The organism is Dyadobacter sp. CY356 (assembly GCF_021440195.1).
Lineage (GTDB): Bacteria > Bacteroidota > Bacteroidia > Cytophagales > Spirosomataceae > Dyadobacter.
Map to the genome: position 1 here is coordinate 101,597 of NZ_JAJTSZ010000008.1, position 20,364 is coordinate 121,960.

A 20,364-nucleotide genomic window follows, 5' to 3' on the forward strand; every position below is an offset into this window, starting at 1 on the left:
GATTTTCTTTTCTATTTAACCAGTTTCAATTTAAAAGAGCTATTTGTAAACTTTAAAACATCAACATTATTTTCAGGATTTGCTGATTGCTTTTTGAGTGAAATCTCGAAATTCCCTTCAATTTCTTTATGAATAGTATCATATTTTGTGATAACCAGACGGCCGGTGTCTTCTGAACTCATGGCATACCGGCTGGATATTACGTCGCCTCCTATGGTCGTATAATAAAATGCCTGATTTCTATTTAACGGGTAAACGCCCATTCCATCGAATTTTACATTAATTACCAGCACCTCATCATTCGGATGATTTGCCACGAAAAAGAAACTTACAGTATCCGAATCCGCTGACTTTAACTGAAGGCTTGTGCCTCCTGTCCACTTTTCGTTGTTCTTTTCCGCTGAAAAGGAAGAACTTTCAGGGTTGACGGATTCTTTATCCTTTTCGTTTTTACAAGCAAAAAATCCAAGGGCAAGCATGAGTATGGCTAATTTTTTCATGTGTCTATTTTTTTATAAATGACACAGGACTTTTGTAATTGGTTGTAGCGAGAACGAAAAAAAGGAAAGCAAAATAAATCCGCTTTCCTGACAATCTGTTTTTAGTATTCCTTATTTTCTTAAAATTGCATCGAATTTGCCTGAATCAGAAGACAATCTTCCATTAGTAAAAGCAACTTTGCCATAAGTCGCGTAATATCCGAGAGACTCATTGGTATTAAATTTAACCCCTATATTTTTACCGTCGTTAATGTATAGAGAATCTTGCGTACCTGTTATTGGCAGGACATTTGGATACCGTTCACGAAAAAATGTTTTAGCTTCTTGTTTCGCTTGTTCGGTATCAGCAATGTCAACCGCAACGCCAGTAAGATTATCATTTTCAAAAGCGAACAAAAGTCTTTTGACATTTTCGGCATAAACGGAGTAAACCAGAAGATTATCACTTTCGGCCTCAACTGTTCCAATATTATTATTCTTTATCGTCGTTCTATTTTGCCCAAATTCAAAACTCGGCTCCTTGAACATGGTGCTGTAAGGACTTACAGTGATATATGACAAGTATTCCTGACCTTCGGATTTCGCTGATACGACAGTCGAGCCGATTTTTCTGGCAGTGAATTTTCCGGTAGGTGAAACAGTACCAACGGTCGGATCGCTTGATGCCCATTTATATGAGCCGGATAAATTTTCGCTTCCTTTTGTAATTTCAAACTGGTGCGTTTTGTCATAATTCAGTTCCAGCGAATTGGCGTCAATTTTAGTTTCCGGCTCAGCGTCTTTTGAACAGGACAGGAAGATTGAAGCTCCAATTATAAACAATAAAGATCGTCTTTTCATAGCAAAAGTTGATGAGGATACGTAGAATGATTACGGTATTATTATCGAACAATTTAGTTCATTGAAGAAATATAAACAAGTTTTGTTACAAAGAGTTACTTTATTATTTACATAATTTTTATCAAATTTTTAAATCTGAAAGTGTTCAAAATAGGATTTTAAATATTAATTATAATGTAAAATAATGTTTTAAATGTTTGTTTAAATTATCTATTTAAAATATTTGGTGGTCTTATTTTTAATTAACATATTTGATCCGTAATTACAACGAGGCGAAATAAAGAATCAGAAAAGTGAAGTGTATAGGACAGTCCAGTGAGGAGAAAATCAAAGAAGCTGCCAGGAAAGTATTTCTGAAAAAAGGTTTTGACGGAACCACTTCGAGAGATATTGCCAATGAGGCTGAAATGAACATCGCACTGACCAATTATTATTTCAGAAGTAAGGAAAAACTTTTCCTTGAAATTTTTAAGGACCTTTTAAACCTGTATTTCCAGGATACAGTTAATATTTTTAATAAAGATATTCCTTTGAGAGAAAAGCTCATAGAGTCTGTGGATCATACTTTTGAGATGGTCAGGAAAGAGCCTGATCTTGTGATTTTTATTATGAACGAAGTGCATAAAGCACCGGAACGTCTTATTCCTGATATTAACTTTTTACGTCAGATCAAAAACACGAGACTGAGTCAGCAGCTCGAAGAAGAAGCTAAACGTGGTAACATCAGACCCATAAGCGTTGAAAATGTTTTGCCAATGTTATGCGGATATATTCAGTTTATTTTCATGGGAAAGAATATTCACATGAAGGCTTTTGAAGTGACAGAAGAACAATTTGTAACGTATGCTGATGAACATAAAAATATCGTCAAGGATATGATCATCAACTATATTTTTCTGCCAAAGTAAATTTTTTTGGGCTTGTTTTAAACAAACATTTAAAATATTCATTTTATTTATATTATTCGGAATCCATGAAATTTTCATTTTATCGGGGATTTCTGTTGTTAGTATTAACAGCCGGAAGTTCTCAGGCGCAGCAGCTCAGTCTCGGGCAGCTGGTTGACCTTGCCATGAAAAATAATTACGCGATCCAGACGTCTGTTCTGGATGAAGCAAAAACAAATGCGAAGATCGACGAGGTGAAGTCAAATCTTCTGCCGACTGTAAATGTGACCGGAGATTACAAGCGTTATTTCAAAATTCCCGGCCAGGTTGTCCCGGCAAGCACTTTTGGCGGACCAGAAGGGACTTACAGCACATTTGCTTTTGGTTTGCCTTATAACTTATCAACCACGGCACAGATCACGCAAAAATTGTATAATCCTTCTGTAAAATATGCATTGAAAGCGGCTGATCTCAACCGTGATCTCACCGCACTTAGTACAACAAAAACAAAGGAAGATGTGGCATACAACGTAACTGATGCCTATTATAATCTGGTTACAGTGGTTCAGCAAATGGCTTTTCTTGATAGTAACCTGATCTCGACGGACCGTTTGTATAAAGTTACAGATCTGCTGTATCAGAATCAGTTAGCCCAGCGGGTTGATAAGGACCGGATTATGATCAACAAAATGACGACTGAAACACAATTGAAAACGTTAAGACAATCCTACGACCAGCTCGTTAATCTTTTAAAATACTATACCGGAATTCCTCAGTCAGATTCGCTTCGTATAGAGATTAAGGTTAAAGACGTTTTGCTTCCATCAAGTGCGGAAAAGGGTAGTTTGAAGCGAACGGATGTCACATTACTTGAAAGACAAAAGGATTTGAATATTATACAGGACAAGAATTATAAGTCCGGTTTTCTGCCAACGGTAAGTGCATATGGAGTGGGTAACCTGACCTATTTTGCCAAAGGCGGAGATAATTCTGTATTTAAATCCGTGCCGGGATACTGGGCGGGATTGCAATTGAACTGGAATGTTTTTGACGGATTTGCACGGAAAGCGCAACGTAATCAAAACAGGATTGACAATCAGAAACTTTCAGTGCAGCTGAAACAACTTGAAGAATCAATACAAATGGAGGAAACCAATGCCAGGAATAAATTTGCAGTTGAGCAGCAGAATATCAATTCCAAAAATGAGCAGGTAGCACTCGCTAACCGGGTTTACACACAAATTCAGCTGCAATTCAAGGAAGGTTTGGTTTCACTTTCTGATGTAATTCAGTCGGAACAGACACTTCTGGATGCACAAAGCAATTATCTGACTTCACTCGTTCAGTTGCTTCAGGCCGAGCTGGAATGGAAAAAAGCAACGGGGACTTTACTTGAAAAATAATATAAAAATATAGCTGTTAACCTTCAATAGAATAAAATTATGAAACGCCTTTTAATTTTTGTAGCCGTGATTGCTGTTCTGGGCCTTACTGCTGCAAAGCTTTTGACCAATAAAGAAAATACAGAAGCGAAGATCTATAAGCCTGATCCTAACCTGAGAGTTGGCGTCAGAACGGCTGTTGCTGAACTTCGGAATATGTCGCAGGAAAATAAATTTCTTGGCTCATTTTCACCAAATAGAAAAATAGAAATTCGTCCGCAGGCTGGTGGAGAAATAGTCAGACTCCCTATTACCGAAGGTCAGCATATTGGTACCGGACAACTTGTGGCAAAACTTGACGACGATCAGCTGCGTTTTCAGGTTGAAGCTTTGCAGGTAACCCTGGAAGGTCATCAAAATGATTTAAGACGTTTTGAGGTTTTGGTAAAAGGTGATGCAGTCCCGGCTGTTAACATTGAAAGAACCAAATTGAGTATCCGCAGTACTCAGGCGCAGATCAAACAATTGAACAAACAAATTGCCAATACAACGATTTCCGCTCCTTTTTCAGGCATCATCACTTCAAAAATGGTGGAAAAAGGTTCTGTGGTATCAATTGGAACGCCCATGGCGGAGATTACAGACATTTCTTCATTAAAGCTCGTGGTGAACGTTCCTGAAAAAGCGATCCATCAATTCCGTATGGGACAATCCATCCCGGTTCAGACGGAAGTTTATCCTGATGCTAAATTTCCCGGAAAGGTTACAATGATCAGCGCAGAAGGCGATGAAGCGCATAACTATCCGGTGGAAATTACGGTTCCGAATACGACTGATAATCCTTTGAAAGCAGGAATGTATGGTTCCATTGCAAATCTGAATGAGGTCAAAGGTCAGTCGCTGGCAGTGCCTCGCCAGGCGATTATGGGTTCGGCGAAAGAGCCTCAGTTGTATGTAGTTGAAAATGGAAAGGCAGTTTTGAAAAACGTCTCGATCGGTAATTCAACAAACGAGTATTATGAAATTACAAAAGGTTTGAAAGCGGGTGACCGGGTTGTTACAAGCGGCCAGATCAATCTTCAGAACGGAACTTTGGTAAGTGCTCAGTAATCCTCATTCCTAAAAGTATTTATTATGAAATTTATTGAATCCATAATCAAACGACCGTCGATGATTATCGTACTTTTTGCGATTCTCACCATTGGCGGGATATTTTCGTACCGGCTTCTCAGCTACGAATTATTACCGGAATTTTCGGTGCCCATTGTCACAATCACGACACTTTATCCAGGAGCCGCACCAACAGAAGTGGAGTCTGAAATCAGTAAAAAAATTGAAGATGCCATTTCCGGGTTAGATAATATCGATGATGTTACTTCCAAATCGTACGAAAGTGCATCGCTTGTAATCGTTCAGCTAAAACCGGGTACAGATCTTGACAAAGCCCTCGAAGATGCGCAGCGTGATATCAACAACATGGTAAGCGACTTGCCGGATGATGCAGAAACGCCTTCTTTGTCAAAAATTTCACCTAGTGATCAGCCAATAATGCAGCTTTTGGCTACGTCTTCGCTTCCTAATGAAGTTTTTTATCAGCAGGTCGAAGACAAATATTTACCTGTGATCCAGCAGATTGCCGGTGTTGCAGAAATCAGCATGGTAGGAGGGGATCAGCGTGAGATCCGTGTGAATGTGAATGATGAAAAACTTCGTTATTACGGTTTGTCACTTTTGCAGGTAACCCAGGCCATCAATCAGGCAAACCTTGATTTTCCGACAGGAAAAGTGAAAAGCAGTTCAGAAAATATGACGCTTCGTCTGGCTGGAAAATTCAGTTCACTGGATGATATCAGGAATCTGGTTGTTGCGACTTCAAAAGAAGGAAGTCAGATCCGGGTTGGCGATGTGGCTGATATTACCGATGGGTTAGGAGAGGCGGTAAGTATTAGCCGTTACAACGGACAAAACGGCATTGGACTTTTTATCAAAAAACAATCCGATGCCAATGCCGTAGAAATTAGTCGTCTGGTGCAATTGAAATTATCAGAAATTGAAAAGGCAAATGCGAAGGATAAGGTGCATTTTGCTATTGCATACGACAGCAGCATTTTTACGCTCGAATCTGTTGAAGCGGTAACGCATGATTTGATTCTGGCCGTGGTGCTCGTAGCCGCTGTCATGCTTCTTTTTCTGCATAGTTTCAGAAACGCATTTATTGTAATGGTTTCAGTTCCGGCTTCTTTGGTGTCTGCGTTTTTATTTATGTATGTGATGGGTTATTCGTTGAACCTCATGACTTTACTGGCACTTTCGCTGGTGATCGGTATTCTGGTGGATGACTCGATTGTTGTTCTGGAAAACATTCAGCGACATTTGGAAATGGGAAAAAACCGCTGGCAGGCTACCATTGACGGGGTTACGGAAATTGGTTTTGCGGCCCTTGCCATTACATTGGTGATTGTCGTTGTTTTTGTGCCTATTACAATGGTGAATTCTGTGATTGCGGATCTTTTACGGCAGTTTTCCCTGACGGTGGCCTTTGCGACGATGATCAGCCTTTTAGTGAGTTTCACCCTGACACCGTGGATGACGTCGAACATGGCGCGTATTGAACACCTTGATCCGAAAAATCCTTTTCAAAGGTTTTTGCTTTGGTTTGAAAAACAATTGACCAGCCTGACAAAAGCTTATCATGGAAGCCTGGAATGGGTTCTGTCGCACAAATTAATTTTTACCGGCGGACTTATTGTCCTATTTGTAATGACAGGATGGGTAATGGGACTTGGTATTATCGGACAGGAATTTGTTGCGCAGGGCGATCAGGGTAAGTTTTTATTGACAATGAAACTTGACAAAAGCGCGTCTTTACAACAAAATAACCTGACAGCCAGAAACATAGAGGATTATCTAAGAAAAAAACCGGATGTAACAACAATTTTCGCCAACGTGGGCGGAGCTAGTACAGGTTTGAATAGTTCAGGACAAGGTGAAACCAACCGTACGGAGCTTACTGTTGAATTAAAACCTTTGGCAGAACGTGGCGGATTGGTATCTACGGAAACATACATGCTCAATGTTCGTAAAGAACTTGAAAAGAAATTTGCCGGAATTGAATTTAATTCAGCTATTGTCGGAATGGTAAATTCGGGATCAGCACCCATAGAAATTTTTCTAACCGGAAATGACTTGAATCAAATTTTAGCATCGGCAGATGACCTTTCCAATCGTCTTAAAAAAACACCCGGTGCGAATGATGTCAACGTTTCAGTTGAAGCGGGAAATCCGGAAGTACGTGTTGATATTGATCGTGAGAAAATGGCCCGGCTTGGTCTGAGTATTCAAACCGTTGGCGCAACCATGCAAAATGCTTTTGCAGGAAACGATGATTCCAAATACCGTGATGGTGGAGAGGATTATGACATCCGCGTTATGCTGGACGCCTTCGACCGGAAAGATCCCGACGATGTAAAACATATCACGTTTTTTAGTCCGTCGGCAAATCGTCCGGTTCGTTTGGAAGAATTTTCTACGGTCACTTTAAGTACGGGACCTTCCGTTTTGGAAAGAAAAAATCGTCGCTCATCTGTAACGGTTACCGCCAATACATTGGGACTTGGTTCCGGAACTTTGGTAGCGAATATTCAGGCAGATTTGCAGAAAAATCCCCTTCCCGCCGGTGTGCTGGTAACCTGGGGTGGAGATGCAAAAAATCAGAGTGAAGGTTTTGGCTCATTAGGTCTGGCCATGATGGCGGGTCTGATGCTGGTATATTTCATCATGGTTTTGCTCTACGACAGCTTTATTTATCCTTTTGTGGTGCTGTTTTCTATTCCCGTTGCGGTCATTGGTGCCTTGCTCGCACTTGCGCTGTCATCTTCCAACATCGGGATTTTTGCTCTCTTGGGTATGTTGATGTTGATCGGACTCGTAGTGAAAAATGCAATTCTGATCGTCGATTTTGCCAATCAGCAGAAGGCAATGGGAACGCCATTCCGGCAGGCAATTCTTCATGCGGGAGAAGAACGTTTACGTCCGATTTTAATGACTACCATCGCGATGGTCATTGGTATGATCCCGATTGCGACTGCTTCCGGTGCAGGAGCAGAGTGGAAAAATTCGCTAGCCTGGGTTTTGATCGGTGGTTTGAGCAGCTCCATGGTACTGACGATCTATCTGGTTCCGATGATGTATTATCTGGCCGACAGAGCTGGTGAAAAATGGGCCTCATTTCGTTCCAAATCAAATTCCGGACAAGAATCTACTGTGGCCACCGCCGCTCAATAACATAATTCAACTTTAAAATGAAAGAGCAACTTCTGGAATTGTTAAGCAAAAGCACAGGTTTGCCGGCTTCTTCCATATCCGGAGAATCACATCTGGCGAAGGATTTGGGTTTTGACAGCCTTGATACCATAGATCTGGTTTTACAAATGGAAGATGAATTCTATATTGCAATTCCTGACGAAGATTACGAAAAACTTCAGACAGTCGGACAAATTGAGCGTTATCTTTTGGTCCGGAGTAGTTGGGCAGGTCAACAGCCAAGAGTTTGATCAGAAGCGAATTGAGATGAAAGTAGTTATAGTGGGGGGGGGATTTGCCGGTATAAATCTTGCGCTGTCACTGGCGCATAATATTAAATTTCAGGTTACACTTGTAGATAAAAGCGATCACCATATTTTCACACCGTTTCTGTATCAGCTGGCCGCCGGAATTTTTAAGCCTGGAGACGTCAGTTTTCCTTTCCTGAAAATGTTTTCAGGAAAGGAAAATCTAAAATTTCATTCAGGAGAATTGGTTGAAGTAAGCCCTGCTGAAAATAAAATCATCCTGACGAATGGTATCCTGGAATACGAATATCTCATAGTGGCGACCGGTTCCCAAATCCAGTTTCAGGGCAATCAAAATTTACTGAAAAAAGCGTTTGGTATTGCAACAGTGGAAGATGCTCTTGCTCTGAAAAACCATTTGGTCAAACAATTCGAGACCGTTGATAATCACGGCAAAGTTCAGAAATTGGTGGTGGTCGGTGGTGGATCATCTGGTGTTGAAACATCTGCGATGCTGGCGCAATGGCTGGTTGATATTGAGGCGACGACTAAATTATCCAAAGCAAAACCAGAGATTTACTTAATAGAAAAAAGTGGATCGCTTCTGGCTTCAATGGATGTTAAATTCCAAAAGCACGCTTATCATTCTCTAACCGAGTTGGGGATTAAAATTCTTCTCAATTGTCATGTCAGAGATTATTTAGATGATATGGTTTTACTTTCCTCAGGGGAACAATTTGAAACAAAAACCGTAATCTGGACAGCTGGAATAAAAGCCAGTAAGTTCAACGGCTTTGTCTTGGAAGCATATGGCCCAGAAAATCGTCTGGTTGTCGATTCATTTAATAAGGTTGTCGGGACATATAATGTGTTTGCAATTGGTGACGTGTCTATTCAAAAACCTGAAAATTTACCAAACAGTTATCCGCAAGTGGCACAGGTTGCAATTCAGCAAGGCCAGAACCTGGCTGAGAATTTCCAGTTAATGGCGGAGAGAAAAACTTTAAAAGAATTCGTTTTTAAAGAGGCAGGTTCAGCGATCGTTTTGGGTAAAAGAAAAGCTATTGCTAACACTTCCCGGCCAAATATTTATTTTTATGGAAAGGTGGGTTGGTTCGTTAGATTGTTACTACAACTAAGAGCGATGATTTTCCACGAGAACCAATGGAAGATGTTGTATCGTGGGCTTTATGGGTATTTTTGGAAAAGGTAAACCAGATTAATTATGTTTTAAAATATTTCCAAAAGTCCAAAAATGCCAGATTTGTGAAACTCAAAAATATCGTTTTGCTTTCTTTTAAGAAGGTCAGAAATAAATTCTGTCGACGAATTACCCATCCGAAGTAATATTATTTTAGGAGGAAATCCATATACATTCAGCAGGTCTTGAAAATCTTCATCAAATGTTACAAGTGTAAAGTCATTTGTTTTTGCATACTCCCAAATTACACGGTCTTTTGCCGGCTTTTTTAAGGTTGTGTCACTTACGTGAATACTTAAAGGAAAAACGTTCTGTAATTTTTTAATGACCCGGTAGGATATATTTTCATCAAAAAGTAGTTTCATAGAGAGGTTACCAAAATCTTGGTATTAACTTCTTTGTTGGCAGCAAAAGCCAATGAAGCGAGTATATCTTCGCGTGTTAACTGGGGATAATCGTCGAGAATTTCCTCATAACTTAAATCATTTGACAATAGTCCCAAAATATCTAAAACTGTAATTCTTGTATTTATTATACAAGGTTTGCCAAAGCGTACCTCTGGATTTATTGTAATATGTTCTATCCAACTTTGCATCTTCATGTCAATTTAGATCAACTTTAAGATTTAATAAGCTCTGCAATTACGATTCTAGCTTTTCAGGAATGCGATTATCTTTATTTTGTTCTAACAGAAATCTTTAACATTGTAAGTTTCTCCAAGTGCAATTGAGCCAAAAAGCTCAAGACTTTCTTTTCCATTCCTGGTGCAGTAAGATTTTGAGTTCTTGAATAGTAATGGTTTGGCCTTTTATCAAAGATACAAATTTCATCAATATGACATATTTTTAATTGATGAATGAAGGGGAAAGTAATCTACCAGTAAGAGTTTTTGATTTGTAATACCATTATCAATAAGGGGTAATTAATTAGGGTACACATTTATCGGGTACTGAACGATAAAAACCACCAGGAAAATTGATATGGCTATTTTTTATCAAACGCCTGATAACAGAAATATATCAATTCTCCTCCAAAACCTCTTTATCTACTACAATTTCCTTTTCCTTTTCATAAAGAAGTTTAGTAGCAAGAAATCTTTTTGCGCAGTAATAATTGAAATACGCAAAAAAGGGTGCAGCCAAAACATCCATACTATAATGAACGTGTTGAATCAGTAAAAGAAGGCCCACAATACCCGTAGAAATCAATACAAAAAGTTTGTCATTTTTCTTTTCGAGGCAGAGATAAATCAGAAACAACGTTGCCGTATGTCCTGAATAGAAAAGGTCTTTGGTGATGAAAACCTGTCCGTAGAAATAATTACTTAAAGGATCCCTGAGCGGTATCAATCCTTCCGGCGCATTGAGAGGAACAAGCGTAATGGTAATAATTCTGGTGATGCACAAAGCAACATATGACCAGAGAAATCCAAGAAAAATCATTGGATTGTGTAAAAAACGGATGGTGGCCAATCCCACACAGGACCAGATGAGGATAAATATAATTTCAGAACAATCTTTCGACGGTAGTATAGATAGCAAAATGTCATTTACGACAATACCTTCCCTGACTTCAACAGCCTGGAAAAAATGATTTAAAAAACAGGAAATGATACAAAGTATCAAAAAGCCCGAAACCACGGTAGTTTTGTACGACTTTTTCTGCCATGCTTCCTTCCAAATACTGGAAATCATATTTGATAACGGATGTCTTATATATGGTACTGGTGTCTGGTATTATTTCACAGCAAAATTTAGTTTTACTGTAATGTTTACTAAAATTTGTAACGATAATCGATGGTAAAAGTAAATAATTATGAGGAAAGCCAAATGTCCGTTCAGCTGATAGGTAAATATCTAATTATTTTATAATCCCTAACTATGTCCCTCTATCGTTTTGCTTATTGATTCAAGAAAATTTGTGACAAACTTATCCCTTGTTTCAATATTCAAAAGATCCAGAGACAAATATGGATTCAGATCTTCCAGTTCCACTAACAACAAGTCGCCATGCGAAGTTCTGCAAGCATCCACGCGTTGGATTCCATGGGTAACTGTATTCCAGGATATGAACCGCTCCGCAAATATGAGGTCTTCTGCTGAGGCTTCATACATTTCCAAATTCCATCTTTTGCTTTTGTCAGGTGCATAAAGTGCATATTGAAAATCTTTGTCGATGAAATAAAACGACACCTCGTAAACAAAGTCTATAAAAGGTTGGATAATATTTCCTTCCAGTTCAATGGTCAAAAGCTGCTCCCTGTCAACAACATGCATGCCAATAGAATCAGCTCCGCCTTTCAATTTTATCATGTACTTTTCACAGTCTGGCAGCAGAGATAAATCTTGTAAATGTTCAATGGTCGGTATTACAGGATAACCCTCTTTTGTCAACATAGTCAAATAGGACTTTCCCATCATATCAGCCCTACCAGTCATCGTGTTGTAGCAGGATATTTTTTTTGTATTAATCCTTGTAATAAATGAATTAAAATAATTCTGGTAATACATCACCGGACCGGTATTCCGGAAAATAACCAGATCAACAGCCTCCTCAAATTTTTCGGAGTCACAGGGGGTGACAAAGCAGTAGATCGAAGTATTCCCGCAACCGGGATGTCAGATACAAATCCTCCTCATAATATCTTCTCCCTTTTGCTTCAAAGTATAAATCGGTAAGATATAAAATAGAATATTTCTTTGGTACCATGAAAAATGTAAATAATCGTTCGGTCGCAATATAATATTTTGAATTATCCGTGCTGTTTTTTTATGGTATAAATAAATTTTTAAGATTAATAATAATTAAAATCGTCAGAATGATGACTCCATTCGGATGATCTTCTTCCCTTTTCAATTTGAATAACAGTTTGTTGTATTCCTTATTTAAGGCTCTTTTAATTGCTCCATTAAGTTTTAACAAAATCTATCGTAAATAATAAATTGTATCTTACTGTGTCACTGCTGATTTTATATTTTGCAAAAATTAATTTGGTAAAATTGTCATTTTTAAGGTTTTTATCTAACTTGACGCTGTGAGCGCAGAATATTCTGATTTAATCAAATTGGCTAAAAAATATCATTTTTCATCATCATATATTTATAAAGTTTAGCTTCGACGAATGAAAAGAAGAGATTTTATGCAAATGACAGGTATGGGTATGGGCGCATTAATGTTGCCATCCGTTCCTATATTTGGAAACACTGTTTCAAGCGAGCATTTACTTGAACCGGGCATTGATGTAGCTTTGAAAAAAAGATATGCAGACATCGCCCTGAATGCTACAAAAAGTAAAGGAGCAACTTACACGGATGTACGTATCGGGAGATATTTGCAGCAATTTGTTTTTACGAGAGAAAAGCAGGTTCAAAATATTGTCAATGCAGAATCATTCGGTGTTGGTATTCGTGTGATTGCCAACGGCACCTGGGGCTTTTCAGCTACCAGTGATGTTACGTCTGAAGGAATTGCCAAATGTGCAGAAACAGCAGTAGCGATTGCCAAAGCAAACTCTAAATTTCAAAAAGATCCGGTTGTTCTGGCTCCGCAAAAAGGAGTGGGAGATGTGACATGGAAAACGCCGATCAAAAAAAATACTTTCGAAATCCCGACTGCGGAAAAGATAGATCTGTTGATGAAAGTGAATGGCAAAGCCATGGAAAATGGTGCTGGCTTTGTCACTTCCAACATTTTCTCTGTTAACGAACAAAAATATTTTGCTTCCTCGGATGGAAGTTATATCGATCAGGACATTCACCGGATCTGGCCAACTTTTACCGTAACTGCAATTGATAAGGCTGCCGGAAAGTTCAAGACCCGCGGTGCACTTAGTTCACCCATGGGTATGGGTTATGAATACCTGGATGGACTTGCTTCTGAAAAAATTGCTGGTCCGAATGGTACCGTGGGTTACCGCAGCTCTTATGATATGGTTGAGGATGCTATTCTGGCAGCTAAACAAGCAAAGGAAAAACTTACAACTAAAACGGTTTTGCCAGGAAAGTATGATCTCGTTCTGGATCCAAATCATTTAGGACTTACCATTCACGAATCTGTTGGCCATCCGACAGAGCTTGACCGCGTATTGGGTTATGAAGCCAATTATGCCGGAACAAGTTTTGCGACTTTGGATAAATGGGAATCGAAAAAATTTAATTACGGAAGTAAACTCGTTAACATCGTTGCGGACAGAATTCAGCCACATACTTTGGGTGCTGTTGGTTTTGATGATGAAGGAGTTCCAGCCAAAGAATGGGATATTATCAAGGATGGTATTCTGGTGAATTATCAGGCTATTCGTGATCAGGTTAAAATCATTGGTGGTAAGGAATCCAATGGCTGCTGTTACGCAGATAACTGGGATTCTGTACAATTCCAAAGAATGCCCAACATTTCACTTCGTCCCGGAACTGAAAAACGCAGCGTTCTAGATATGATCAAGGGCGTTGAAAAAGGAATTTATATTATTGGAGCCGGTTCGTATTCGATTGATCAACAGCGATATAACTTCCAGTTTGGCGGACAGGTTTTCTATGAGATAAAGAAAGGTGAGATCGTGGGCATGCTGGATGATGTTGCCTATCAATCTAATACACAGGAATTCTGGAATTCCTGCTCACAAATTTGTGATAAAGATGACTACCGTACATTCGGTTCTTTTTTCGATGGAAAAGGACAGCCATCTCAAATCAGTGCTGTGGCTCATGGAAGTGCAACAACCCGGTTTGATGGTGTAAATGTGATTAATACGGGGAGAAAAATATGACCTTGATTTTCTGGATTTGAGGATTAGCTTGATTTTGAGTACTAGTTTTTTAAAGAGATTCCTGCCTAACTGACTGTTTATAAATTAAATTTTTTCTAACATGGCTGTCTTATCAAAAGAAGAAGCAAAACAAATAATTGACAAGGTGTTGGCTTTTTCGAAAGCTGACGAAACGAGTGCCAATTTGAATGGCAGCCGTACCGGAAATATTCGTTATGCCAGAAATTCGGTATCAACAAGCGGTGAAACAACCAATCTTTCGCTTTCTGTTACATCGGTTTTTGGTAAAAAATCCGGAACGGCTACGATCAATGAATTTGACGACAAGTCGTTAGAAAAAACGGTCAGGAGAGCAGAGGAAATTGCTCATCTGGCTCCTGACAATCCTGAGTATGTGGGTATGCTTGGACCGCAGAACTATTTGGATATAAAATCCTTCGCCGCCAGTACTGATGCAATCAATCCTGATTTCAGAGCGGAAGCAGCTTTCAAAAGTATTGACCCATGTGCGAAAAAAGATCTGACAGCAGCAGGATACTGGGAAGATAGCACCGGTTTCGCTGCGTTGGGAAACACCAAAGGTTTGTTCGGATATAACGCAGCTACCTCCGTTGACTTTTCTATCACTGTTAGAACCAATGATGGACTGGGCTCAGGTTACGCAGTTCGTGATGTAAATGATGTTTCCAAACTGGATGTTGCGCTGGCAACCGAAGTGGCTATTCAAAAGGCTCAGGCTTCTTCAAAAGCAAAGGCTCTGGAGCCTGGAAAATATACGGTTATTCTGGAACCGACGGCCGCTGTTGATCTGCTTCAAAATATGATGGGCAGTATGGACGCGCGAAATGCAGATGAGGGGAGAAGTTTTCTTGGAAAAAAAGGTGGTGGGACGCGTTTGGGTGAAAAACTTTTTGACGAACGTGTCAACATATATTCTGATCCGCAAAATCTGGAAATTCCGGGTTCTCCATTTGGGGGCGGTGGCGGACGTTTCGCTTTTGGTGGTGGCGGCAGTGATGGCCGCGCTCAGGAAAAGGTGGTTTGGGTTGAAAACGGTGTTGTTAAAAACATGTATTATTCCCGCTATTGGGCTGAGAAAAAAGGTGTGAAAGCAATTCCCCCTCCATCAGGATTTATTTTTGCCGGTGGAAATGAGTCACTGGCTGATCTAATCAAAGGGACCGAAAAGGGAATATTGGTAACGCGTCTCTGGTATATACGTGCGGTGGATCCTCAAACTTTGCTCTACACCGGACTGACACGTGACGGTACTTTTTATATCGAAAATGGTGTCATTAAATACCCTGTGAAAAACTTCCGTTTCAACGAAAGTCCGGTGATCATGCTGAACAATCTTGAAGCAGCAGGTAAGCCAATGCGCCAGGGTGGAAATCTTGTTCCGCCATTGAAAATCCGTGACTTTACTTTTACAAGCTTGTCCGACGCCGTTTAAAATAACGGAGGATTATAGTTTATTTATACAATCATTTATTGACCTAAAAAGGAGGGACTTAACTTGAACCGACGCGATTTTATTCAGATAGCCGGACTTAGCACCGGTGCTTTTATGTTACCAGGTTTTGCAGCCAATGTAAGAACGGTATCTCCCGAAGCTTTGATGGAACCTGGCCTTGACGTTGCCGTTAAAAAAAGATTGGCGGATGCAGCACTTAACGCTGCAAAATCAAAGGGTGCCACTTACGCCGATGTGCGTATTGGTCGGTATCTAAACCAGTTTGTAATTACCAGAGAAGACAAAGTTCAAAATATAGTTAATACAGAATCCTACGGTGTAGGTATTCGTGTGATTGCCAACGGGTGCTGGGGATTTGCCGCCGTTGCCGATGCAAAAAGTGATGCACAGATTGCCAAAGCGGCGGAAGATGCAGTTGCCATCGCAAAAGCGAATTCAAAATTAATGAAGCAGCCGGTAGAACTGGCTCCTCAAAAAGGTTTTGGTGAAGTAAGCTGGAAGGCACCTATCAAGAAAAACGCATTTGAAGTTCCTGTAAAAGAAAAGGTTGATCTATTGCTTGACGTAAACGCTGCGGCGATGAAAAACGGCGCGAATTACGTCAATTCAATCCTTTTTATGGTGAACGAACAGAAGTATTTCGCTTCGACAGACGGTTCTTATATTGATCAGGATATTCACCGTATATGGCCAAATTTTACTGTAACAGCCATCGATCCTGCATCCGGGAAATTTCAGACACGTAATTCGTTAAGTTCACCAATGGGCATGGGATATGACTATTTACAGGTCAATCCAAAAGATAAAGTGACAGGTGTGACAACCCGTTACAACATGGGTTATGATATGCTTGAAGATATCACGGCTGGTGCGCAGCAGGCAAAAATGAAACTGAGCGCCAAGTCTGTGGAAGCAGGAAAATACGATCTGATCCTTGATCCGTCACACCTTTGGCTGACGATTCACGAGTCGGTTGGTCACCCGCTTGAACTGGATCGTGTTCTTGGTTATGAGGCCAATTTTGCAGGGACATCTTTTGCGACACTGGACAAATGGCAATCGAAAAATTTCAAATATGGCAGCGATAAAGTTACGCTGATTGCTGACAAAACGCAGGTTGGTTCCCTGGGTGCTGTGGGTTGGGATGATGAAGGGGTTAATACCAAAAAGTGGGATCTGGTTAAGGATGGCGTTTTGGTAAATTACCAGGCAATCCGCGATCAGGCTAAAATTATCGGGGAAAAAGAATCACATGGCTGCTGTTATGCAGACAGCTGGAGTTCGGTTCAGTTTCAGCGTATGGCCAATGTTTCGCTGGCTTCCGGAAAAACACCATTGTCAGTTGAAGACATGATCAAAGATGTTAAAAAAGGAATTTATATTATCGGTGACGGATCATTCTCGATTGACCAGCAACGCTATAACTTCCAGTTTGGCGGTCAATTATTCTATGAAATCAAAGACGGGAAAATCGTTGGTATGCTGAAAGATGTGGCGTATCAATCTAATACACAGGAATTCTGGAATTCATGTGTTCAGGTTTGTGACGAACGCGACTATCGTTTGGGAGGCTCTTTCTTTGATGGAAAAGGTCAGCCATCTCAATCGAGCGCGGTTTCTCACGGAAGTTCAACGGCACGTTTTGCAGGTGTCAATGTTATCAATACAGCCAGAAAAATTTAATACTGAAATATGTCAGTGATATTAACAGAAGCAGAAGCGAAAGCACTGTTAGAGAAGGTTTTGAAATATTCAAAGGCAGATGAATGCGAGATTAATATTTCGGGTGAAAAAAGAGGGAATTTGCGGTATGCTCGTAACGAGGTTTCAACGAGCGGATCGCAAATCACGCAAAATCTGATTGTGCAATCCGCTTTTGGCAAAAAAGTTGGGGTGGCTACAACGAATGAGTTTAGCGATGATGCATTTGAAAAAGTAGTTCGCCAATCAGAAGAGCTCGCGAAACTTGCCCCGGAGAACCCGGAATATGTTGGTGTGTTAACGCCCCAGCAATATAAAAAATCATCCGGTTTTTTTGATAGCACCGCTGGTATTACGCCGGATTTTCGTGCTGATGCTGTGGCCAAAAGTCTGGAATTATCCCGGGCGCAAAACCTGGCAGCGGCTGGTTTTTGGGAAGATACGCATGGTTATTCAGCGATGCTGAATTCAAAAAAGCTTTTTGCCTATTACCCAAGTACAGATGTCAACTTTTCGCTGACAGTCAGAACGCCTGACGGGACAGGTTCTGGTTATGTGGCCAAAGGTTTCAGTGACGTATCCAAACTGGATACCGAAGCGGCGACAAAAATTGCTATTCAAAAATCAACAGGATCGGTTGGCGCAAAAGCCCTGGAACCAGGAAAATATACGGTAATTCTCGAACCTACGGCGGCGGCGGTTTTATTGGAAAATATCTTTTTCAATATGGATGCCCGCAGTGCTGATGAGGGTCGTTCTTTTTTGAGCAAACAAGGCGGTAAAACCAAACTCGGCGACAAAATTGTGGACGAAAGGGTCAACATTTATTCGGATCCTGCGCATCCTGAACTGCCATCGGCTCCCTGGGCCGGCGACGGTCAACCGATGGAACGGGTAAACTGGATCGAAAAAGGTGTGGTGAAAAACATGGCTTATTCGCGTTATTGGGCTCAAAAGAAAGGTGTCAAAGCCGTTCCTTTTCCAAATAATATGATTGTGGCAGGCGGTACCGCAACTTTGGAAGAAATGATCGCTTCTACAAAACAAGGTATTCTTGTTACAAAATTATGGTATATCCGTGAAGTGGATCCGCAGACATTGTTGCTTACGGGACTAACACGCGACGGTACTTTTTATATTGAAAACGGCAAAATCAAGCATCCGGTTAAAAACTTCCGTTTCAACGAAAGTCCTGTGATCATGCTCAACAACCTTGAAACATTAGGAAAACCTGAGCGTGTTGTGAGTACGGAATCAAACCAGAACTATATGATGCCGCCGATGAAAATCCGCGAATTTACATTTTCGTCATTATCTGACGCAGTATAAATTTTATTTTCTGCGGAAAATTTTTCCGCAGAAAATACCTTTTACCTAACCTATGAAACCTTTTTTCTTCACCCGTCTTCAATATACCTCAGGAAACTGGGATACCGATCAGCGCATGCCGTCAAACCTACTGCATTCGCTGGTGGAGTATACCACCATCCCTATTGATGAGAAGGAAAAGGTGGTGTTGCTGAGCAGTAACGATATTTTCAAAAGTCCGTTTTGTTATCTGAGCGGTCACAAACTGGTAGAGTTTTCGGCGCAGGAAAGAGATCATTTTAAACGTTATGTTCAGAATGGAGGATTTGTTTTTGTTGACGACTGTAACCACGATATAGATGGGTTATTTGCCAAGTCCTTTGAGCAGGAAATGTCCAGAACGTTCGGTCCCAAGGCCTTACAAAAGATACCCAACAATCATCCGATTTACAACAGCTTTTTTCATTTTGAAGATGGCCCGCCAACCACAGCCTTTGAATTAAATGGCTGGGGGGATGATCTTGTTCACGATTATCTGAAAGCAGTAACGATCAACGGACGCATTGGTGTGCTTTACAGCAATAAGGATTATGGCTGTGAGTGGGATTATGATTTTAGAAATAAACGTTTTTTGGCCGTCGATAATACCAGGTTCGGGGTCAATATTGTCATGTATGCTTTAACCGCTTAACGATTGGAAACTCAGGAACTAACCCATTATAAAGCCTTGGTGGCAAAACTGCCGCTTCTTAAAAAAGAGATTGGTAAAGTCATTGTAGGACAGGAAGATGCAATAAACGAAATCCTGATTTCTCTGCTTGCAGGAGGCCATTGTTTGCTGGAAGGTGTGCCGGGACTGGCAAAAACGCTGATGGTGAAAACGATGTCGGAAGCACTGCATATGAGTTTCAAGCGTGTACAGTTTACGCCGGATTTGATGCCGGGCGATATTGTAGGTACTGAAATACTGGAAGAGGATCATGATACCGGGAAGAAGTTTTTTAAATTCAATCAGGGGCCGATTTTTGCCAATGTTGTCCTGGCCGATGAAATAAACCGGACGCCGCCAAAAACACAGGCAGCACTTTTGGAGGCAATGCAGGAAAAAAGTGTGACCTATGCCGGGACGAATTATGCACTGCCAAATCCGTTTCTGATCATCGCCACACAAAATCCGATTGAACAATCGGGTACCTACCCATTGCCGGAAGCCCAGCTTGACCGTTTTCTTTTGTATATCAAACTGAGCTACCCAAGCGAACAGGAAGAACTTGATGTTTTGAAAAACACCACCGGATCAAAAGGTGTAGTGATCGACCGGGTGTTAAGTGATATGGACATTATTGAACTTCAAAAATTGACACGACAAGTTCATATCAGTGAAGATCAGATTGCTTTTATAAACCGGTTGGTTCGTGCTACAAGGCCAGACGGAAGTCCGTCTGATTTTGTTAAACAATGGTGCGACTGGGGTGCCGGGCCGCGTGCCGGACAAGCGCTCGTGCTTTGTGCAAAGGCCCGAGCTGTTTTGAACGAGCGATTTGCCGTAATTCCGGAGGATATTCACACACTGGCATTTCCAATTCTACGTCACCGGATCTCAATGAATTTCCGGGCAGAAGCGGAAAATATTACGTCAGATAATGTCATTGCAGATCTAATTAAAACATTGAAATAGGCTTTCGGCCCATCGGCTATCAGCAATCGGCATGTTATGTGCCGGAATTGAAAGCCGAAAGCCGACCGCCGAAAGCCG

Annotated in this window: 18 protein-coding genes; 12 read left to right on the forward strand and 6 right to left on the reverse strand. The window is 40.7% G+C overall.

Features of this window, described 5'->3' with window-relative positions; translation table 11 throughout:
• Window positions 1-11: 11 nt before the first annotated feature.
• Window positions 12-500: a DUF6252 family protein gene (locus LXL81_RS22715; RefSeq protein WP_234649158.1), complete on the reverse strand. Its 489-nt coding sequence runs from the start codon at window positions 498-500 to the stop codon at window positions 12-14.
• Window positions 501-611: 111 nt separating this feature from the next.
• Window positions 612-1,340 carry an Ig-like domain-containing protein gene (locus LXL81_RS22720; RefSeq protein ID WP_234649160.1) on the reverse strand — a complete coding sequence of 243 codons (729 nt, stop codon included), beginning with the start codon at window positions 1,338-1,340 and terminating at the stop codon, window positions 612-614.
• A gap of 293 nt (window positions 1,341-1,633) precedes the next feature.
• Here LXL81_RS22720 and LXL81_RS22725 point away from each other — a divergent pair, with 293 nt between their 5' ends.
• The 6 genes from LXL81_RS22725 to LXL81_RS22750 all read left to right on the forward strand — a co-directional run bounded on the left by LXL81_RS22725 (window position 1,634) and on the right by LXL81_RS22750 (window position 9,372).
• Window positions 1,634-2,248, forward strand: a complete 615-nt coding sequence (locus LXL81_RS22725) for a TetR/AcrR family transcriptional regulator (RefSeq protein ID WP_234649162.1) — start codon at window positions 1,634-1,636, stop codon at window positions 2,246-2,248.
• Window positions 2,249-2,313: 65 nt separating this feature from the next.
• Window positions 2,314-3,630, forward strand: a complete 1,317-nt coding sequence (locus LXL81_RS22730; protein WP_234649164.1) for a TolC family protein — start codon at window positions 2,314-2,316, stop codon at window positions 3,628-3,630.
• Between the two features lie 39 nt (window positions 3,631-3,669).
• Window positions 3,670-4,719 (forward strand): efflux RND transporter periplasmic adaptor subunit, encoded by a 1,050-nt coding sequence (locus LXL81_RS22735; protein WP_234649166.1) that lies wholly within the window; start codon window positions 3,670-3,672, stop codon window positions 4,717-4,719.
• A 24-nt stretch (window positions 4,720-4,743) separates the two neighbouring features.
• A complete protein-coding gene (locus LXL81_RS22740) occupies window positions 4,744-7,893 on the forward strand; it encodes an efflux RND transporter permease subunit (protein ID WP_234649168.1) in 3,150 nt (1,049 codons plus the stop codon).
• Window positions 7,894-7,910: 17 nt separating this feature from the next.
• A complete protein-coding gene (locus LXL81_RS22745) occupies window positions 7,911-8,162 on the forward strand; it encodes a phosphopantetheine-binding protein (RefSeq protein ID WP_234649170.1) in 252 nt (83 codons plus the stop codon).
• Between the two features lie 16 nt (window positions 8,163-8,178).
• Entirely contained in the window at window positions 8,179-9,372 is a 1,194-nt protein-coding gene (locus tag LXL81_RS22750) for an NAD(P)/FAD-dependent oxidoreductase (protein ID WP_234649172.1), read from the forward strand.
• Between the two features lie 17 nt (window positions 9,373-9,389).
• On the opposite strand, the gene LXL81_RS22755 is transcribed toward LXL81_RS22750, so the two are convergent.
• The 4 genes from LXL81_RS22755 to LXL81_RS22770 all read right to left on the reverse strand — a co-directional run bounded on the left by LXL81_RS22755 (window position 9,390) and on the right by LXL81_RS22770 (window position 11,798).
• Complete coding sequence (locus LXL81_RS22755; protein WP_234649174.1) at window positions 9,390-9,725, reverse strand: DUF5615 family PIN-like protein; 336 nt, start codon at window positions 9,723-9,725, stop codon at window positions 9,390-9,392.
• Entirely contained in the window at window positions 9,722-9,955 is a 234-nt protein-coding gene (locus tag LXL81_RS22760; RefSeq protein WP_234649176.1) for a DUF433 domain-containing protein, read from the reverse strand. Before LXL81_RS22760 ends, LXL81_RS22755 begins: the two co-directional genes overlap by 4 nt.
• A 424-nt stretch (window positions 9,956-10,379) precedes the next feature.
• Window positions 10,380-11,054, reverse strand: a complete 675-nt coding sequence (locus LXL81_RS22765; protein WP_234649178.1) for a sphingomyelin synthase family protein — start codon at window positions 11,052-11,054, stop codon at window positions 10,380-10,382.
• Window positions 11,055-11,234: 180 nt separating this feature from the next.
• On the reverse strand, window positions 11,235-11,798 hold the full coding sequence (locus LXL81_RS22770) for a hypothetical protein (protein ID WP_234649180.1): 564 nt from the start codon (window positions 11,796-11,798) through the stop codon (window positions 11,235-11,237).
• Window positions 11,799-12,481: 683 nt separating this feature from the next.
• Here LXL81_RS22770 and LXL81_RS22775 point away from each other — a divergent pair.
• The 6 genes from LXL81_RS22775 to LXL81_RS22800 all read left to right on the forward strand — a co-directional run bounded on the left by LXL81_RS22775 (window position 12,482) and on the right by LXL81_RS22800 (window position 20,286).
• Window positions 12,482-14,125, forward strand: a complete 1,644-nt coding sequence (locus LXL81_RS22775) for a TldD/PmbA family protein (protein ID WP_234649181.1) — start codon at window positions 12,482-12,484, stop codon at window positions 14,123-14,125.
• Window positions 14,126-14,225: 100 nt separating this feature from the next.
• Window positions 14,226-15,578, forward strand: a complete 1,353-nt coding sequence (locus LXL81_RS22780) for a TldD/PmbA family protein (protein WP_234649183.1) — start codon at window positions 14,226-14,228, stop codon at window positions 15,576-15,578.
• Between the two features lie 63 nt (window positions 15,579-15,641).
• Window positions 15,642-17,282 carry a TldD/PmbA family protein gene (locus LXL81_RS22785; RefSeq protein ID WP_234649185.1) on the forward strand — a complete coding sequence of 547 codons (1,641 nt, stop codon included), beginning with the start codon at window positions 15,642-15,644 and terminating at the stop codon, window positions 17,280-17,282.
• Window positions 17,283-17,291: 9 nt separating this feature from the next.
• Window positions 17,292-18,629 carry a TldD/PmbA family protein gene (locus LXL81_RS22790; RefSeq protein WP_234649187.1) on the forward strand — a complete coding sequence of 446 codons (1,338 nt, stop codon included), beginning with the start codon at window positions 17,292-17,294 and terminating at the stop codon, window positions 18,627-18,629.
• 52 nt (window positions 18,630-18,681) lie between these two features.
• Complete coding sequence (locus tag LXL81_RS22795; protein WP_234649189.1) at window positions 18,682-19,299, forward strand: DUF4159 domain-containing protein; 618 nt, start codon at window positions 18,682-18,684, stop codon at window positions 19,297-19,299.
• A gap of 3 nt (window positions 19,300-19,302) precedes the next feature.
• A complete protein-coding gene (locus LXL81_RS22800; RefSeq protein WP_234649191.1) occupies window positions 19,303-20,286 on the forward strand; it encodes a MoxR family ATPase in 984 nt (327 codons plus the stop codon).
• Window positions 20,287-20,364 lie beyond the last annotated feature (78 nt).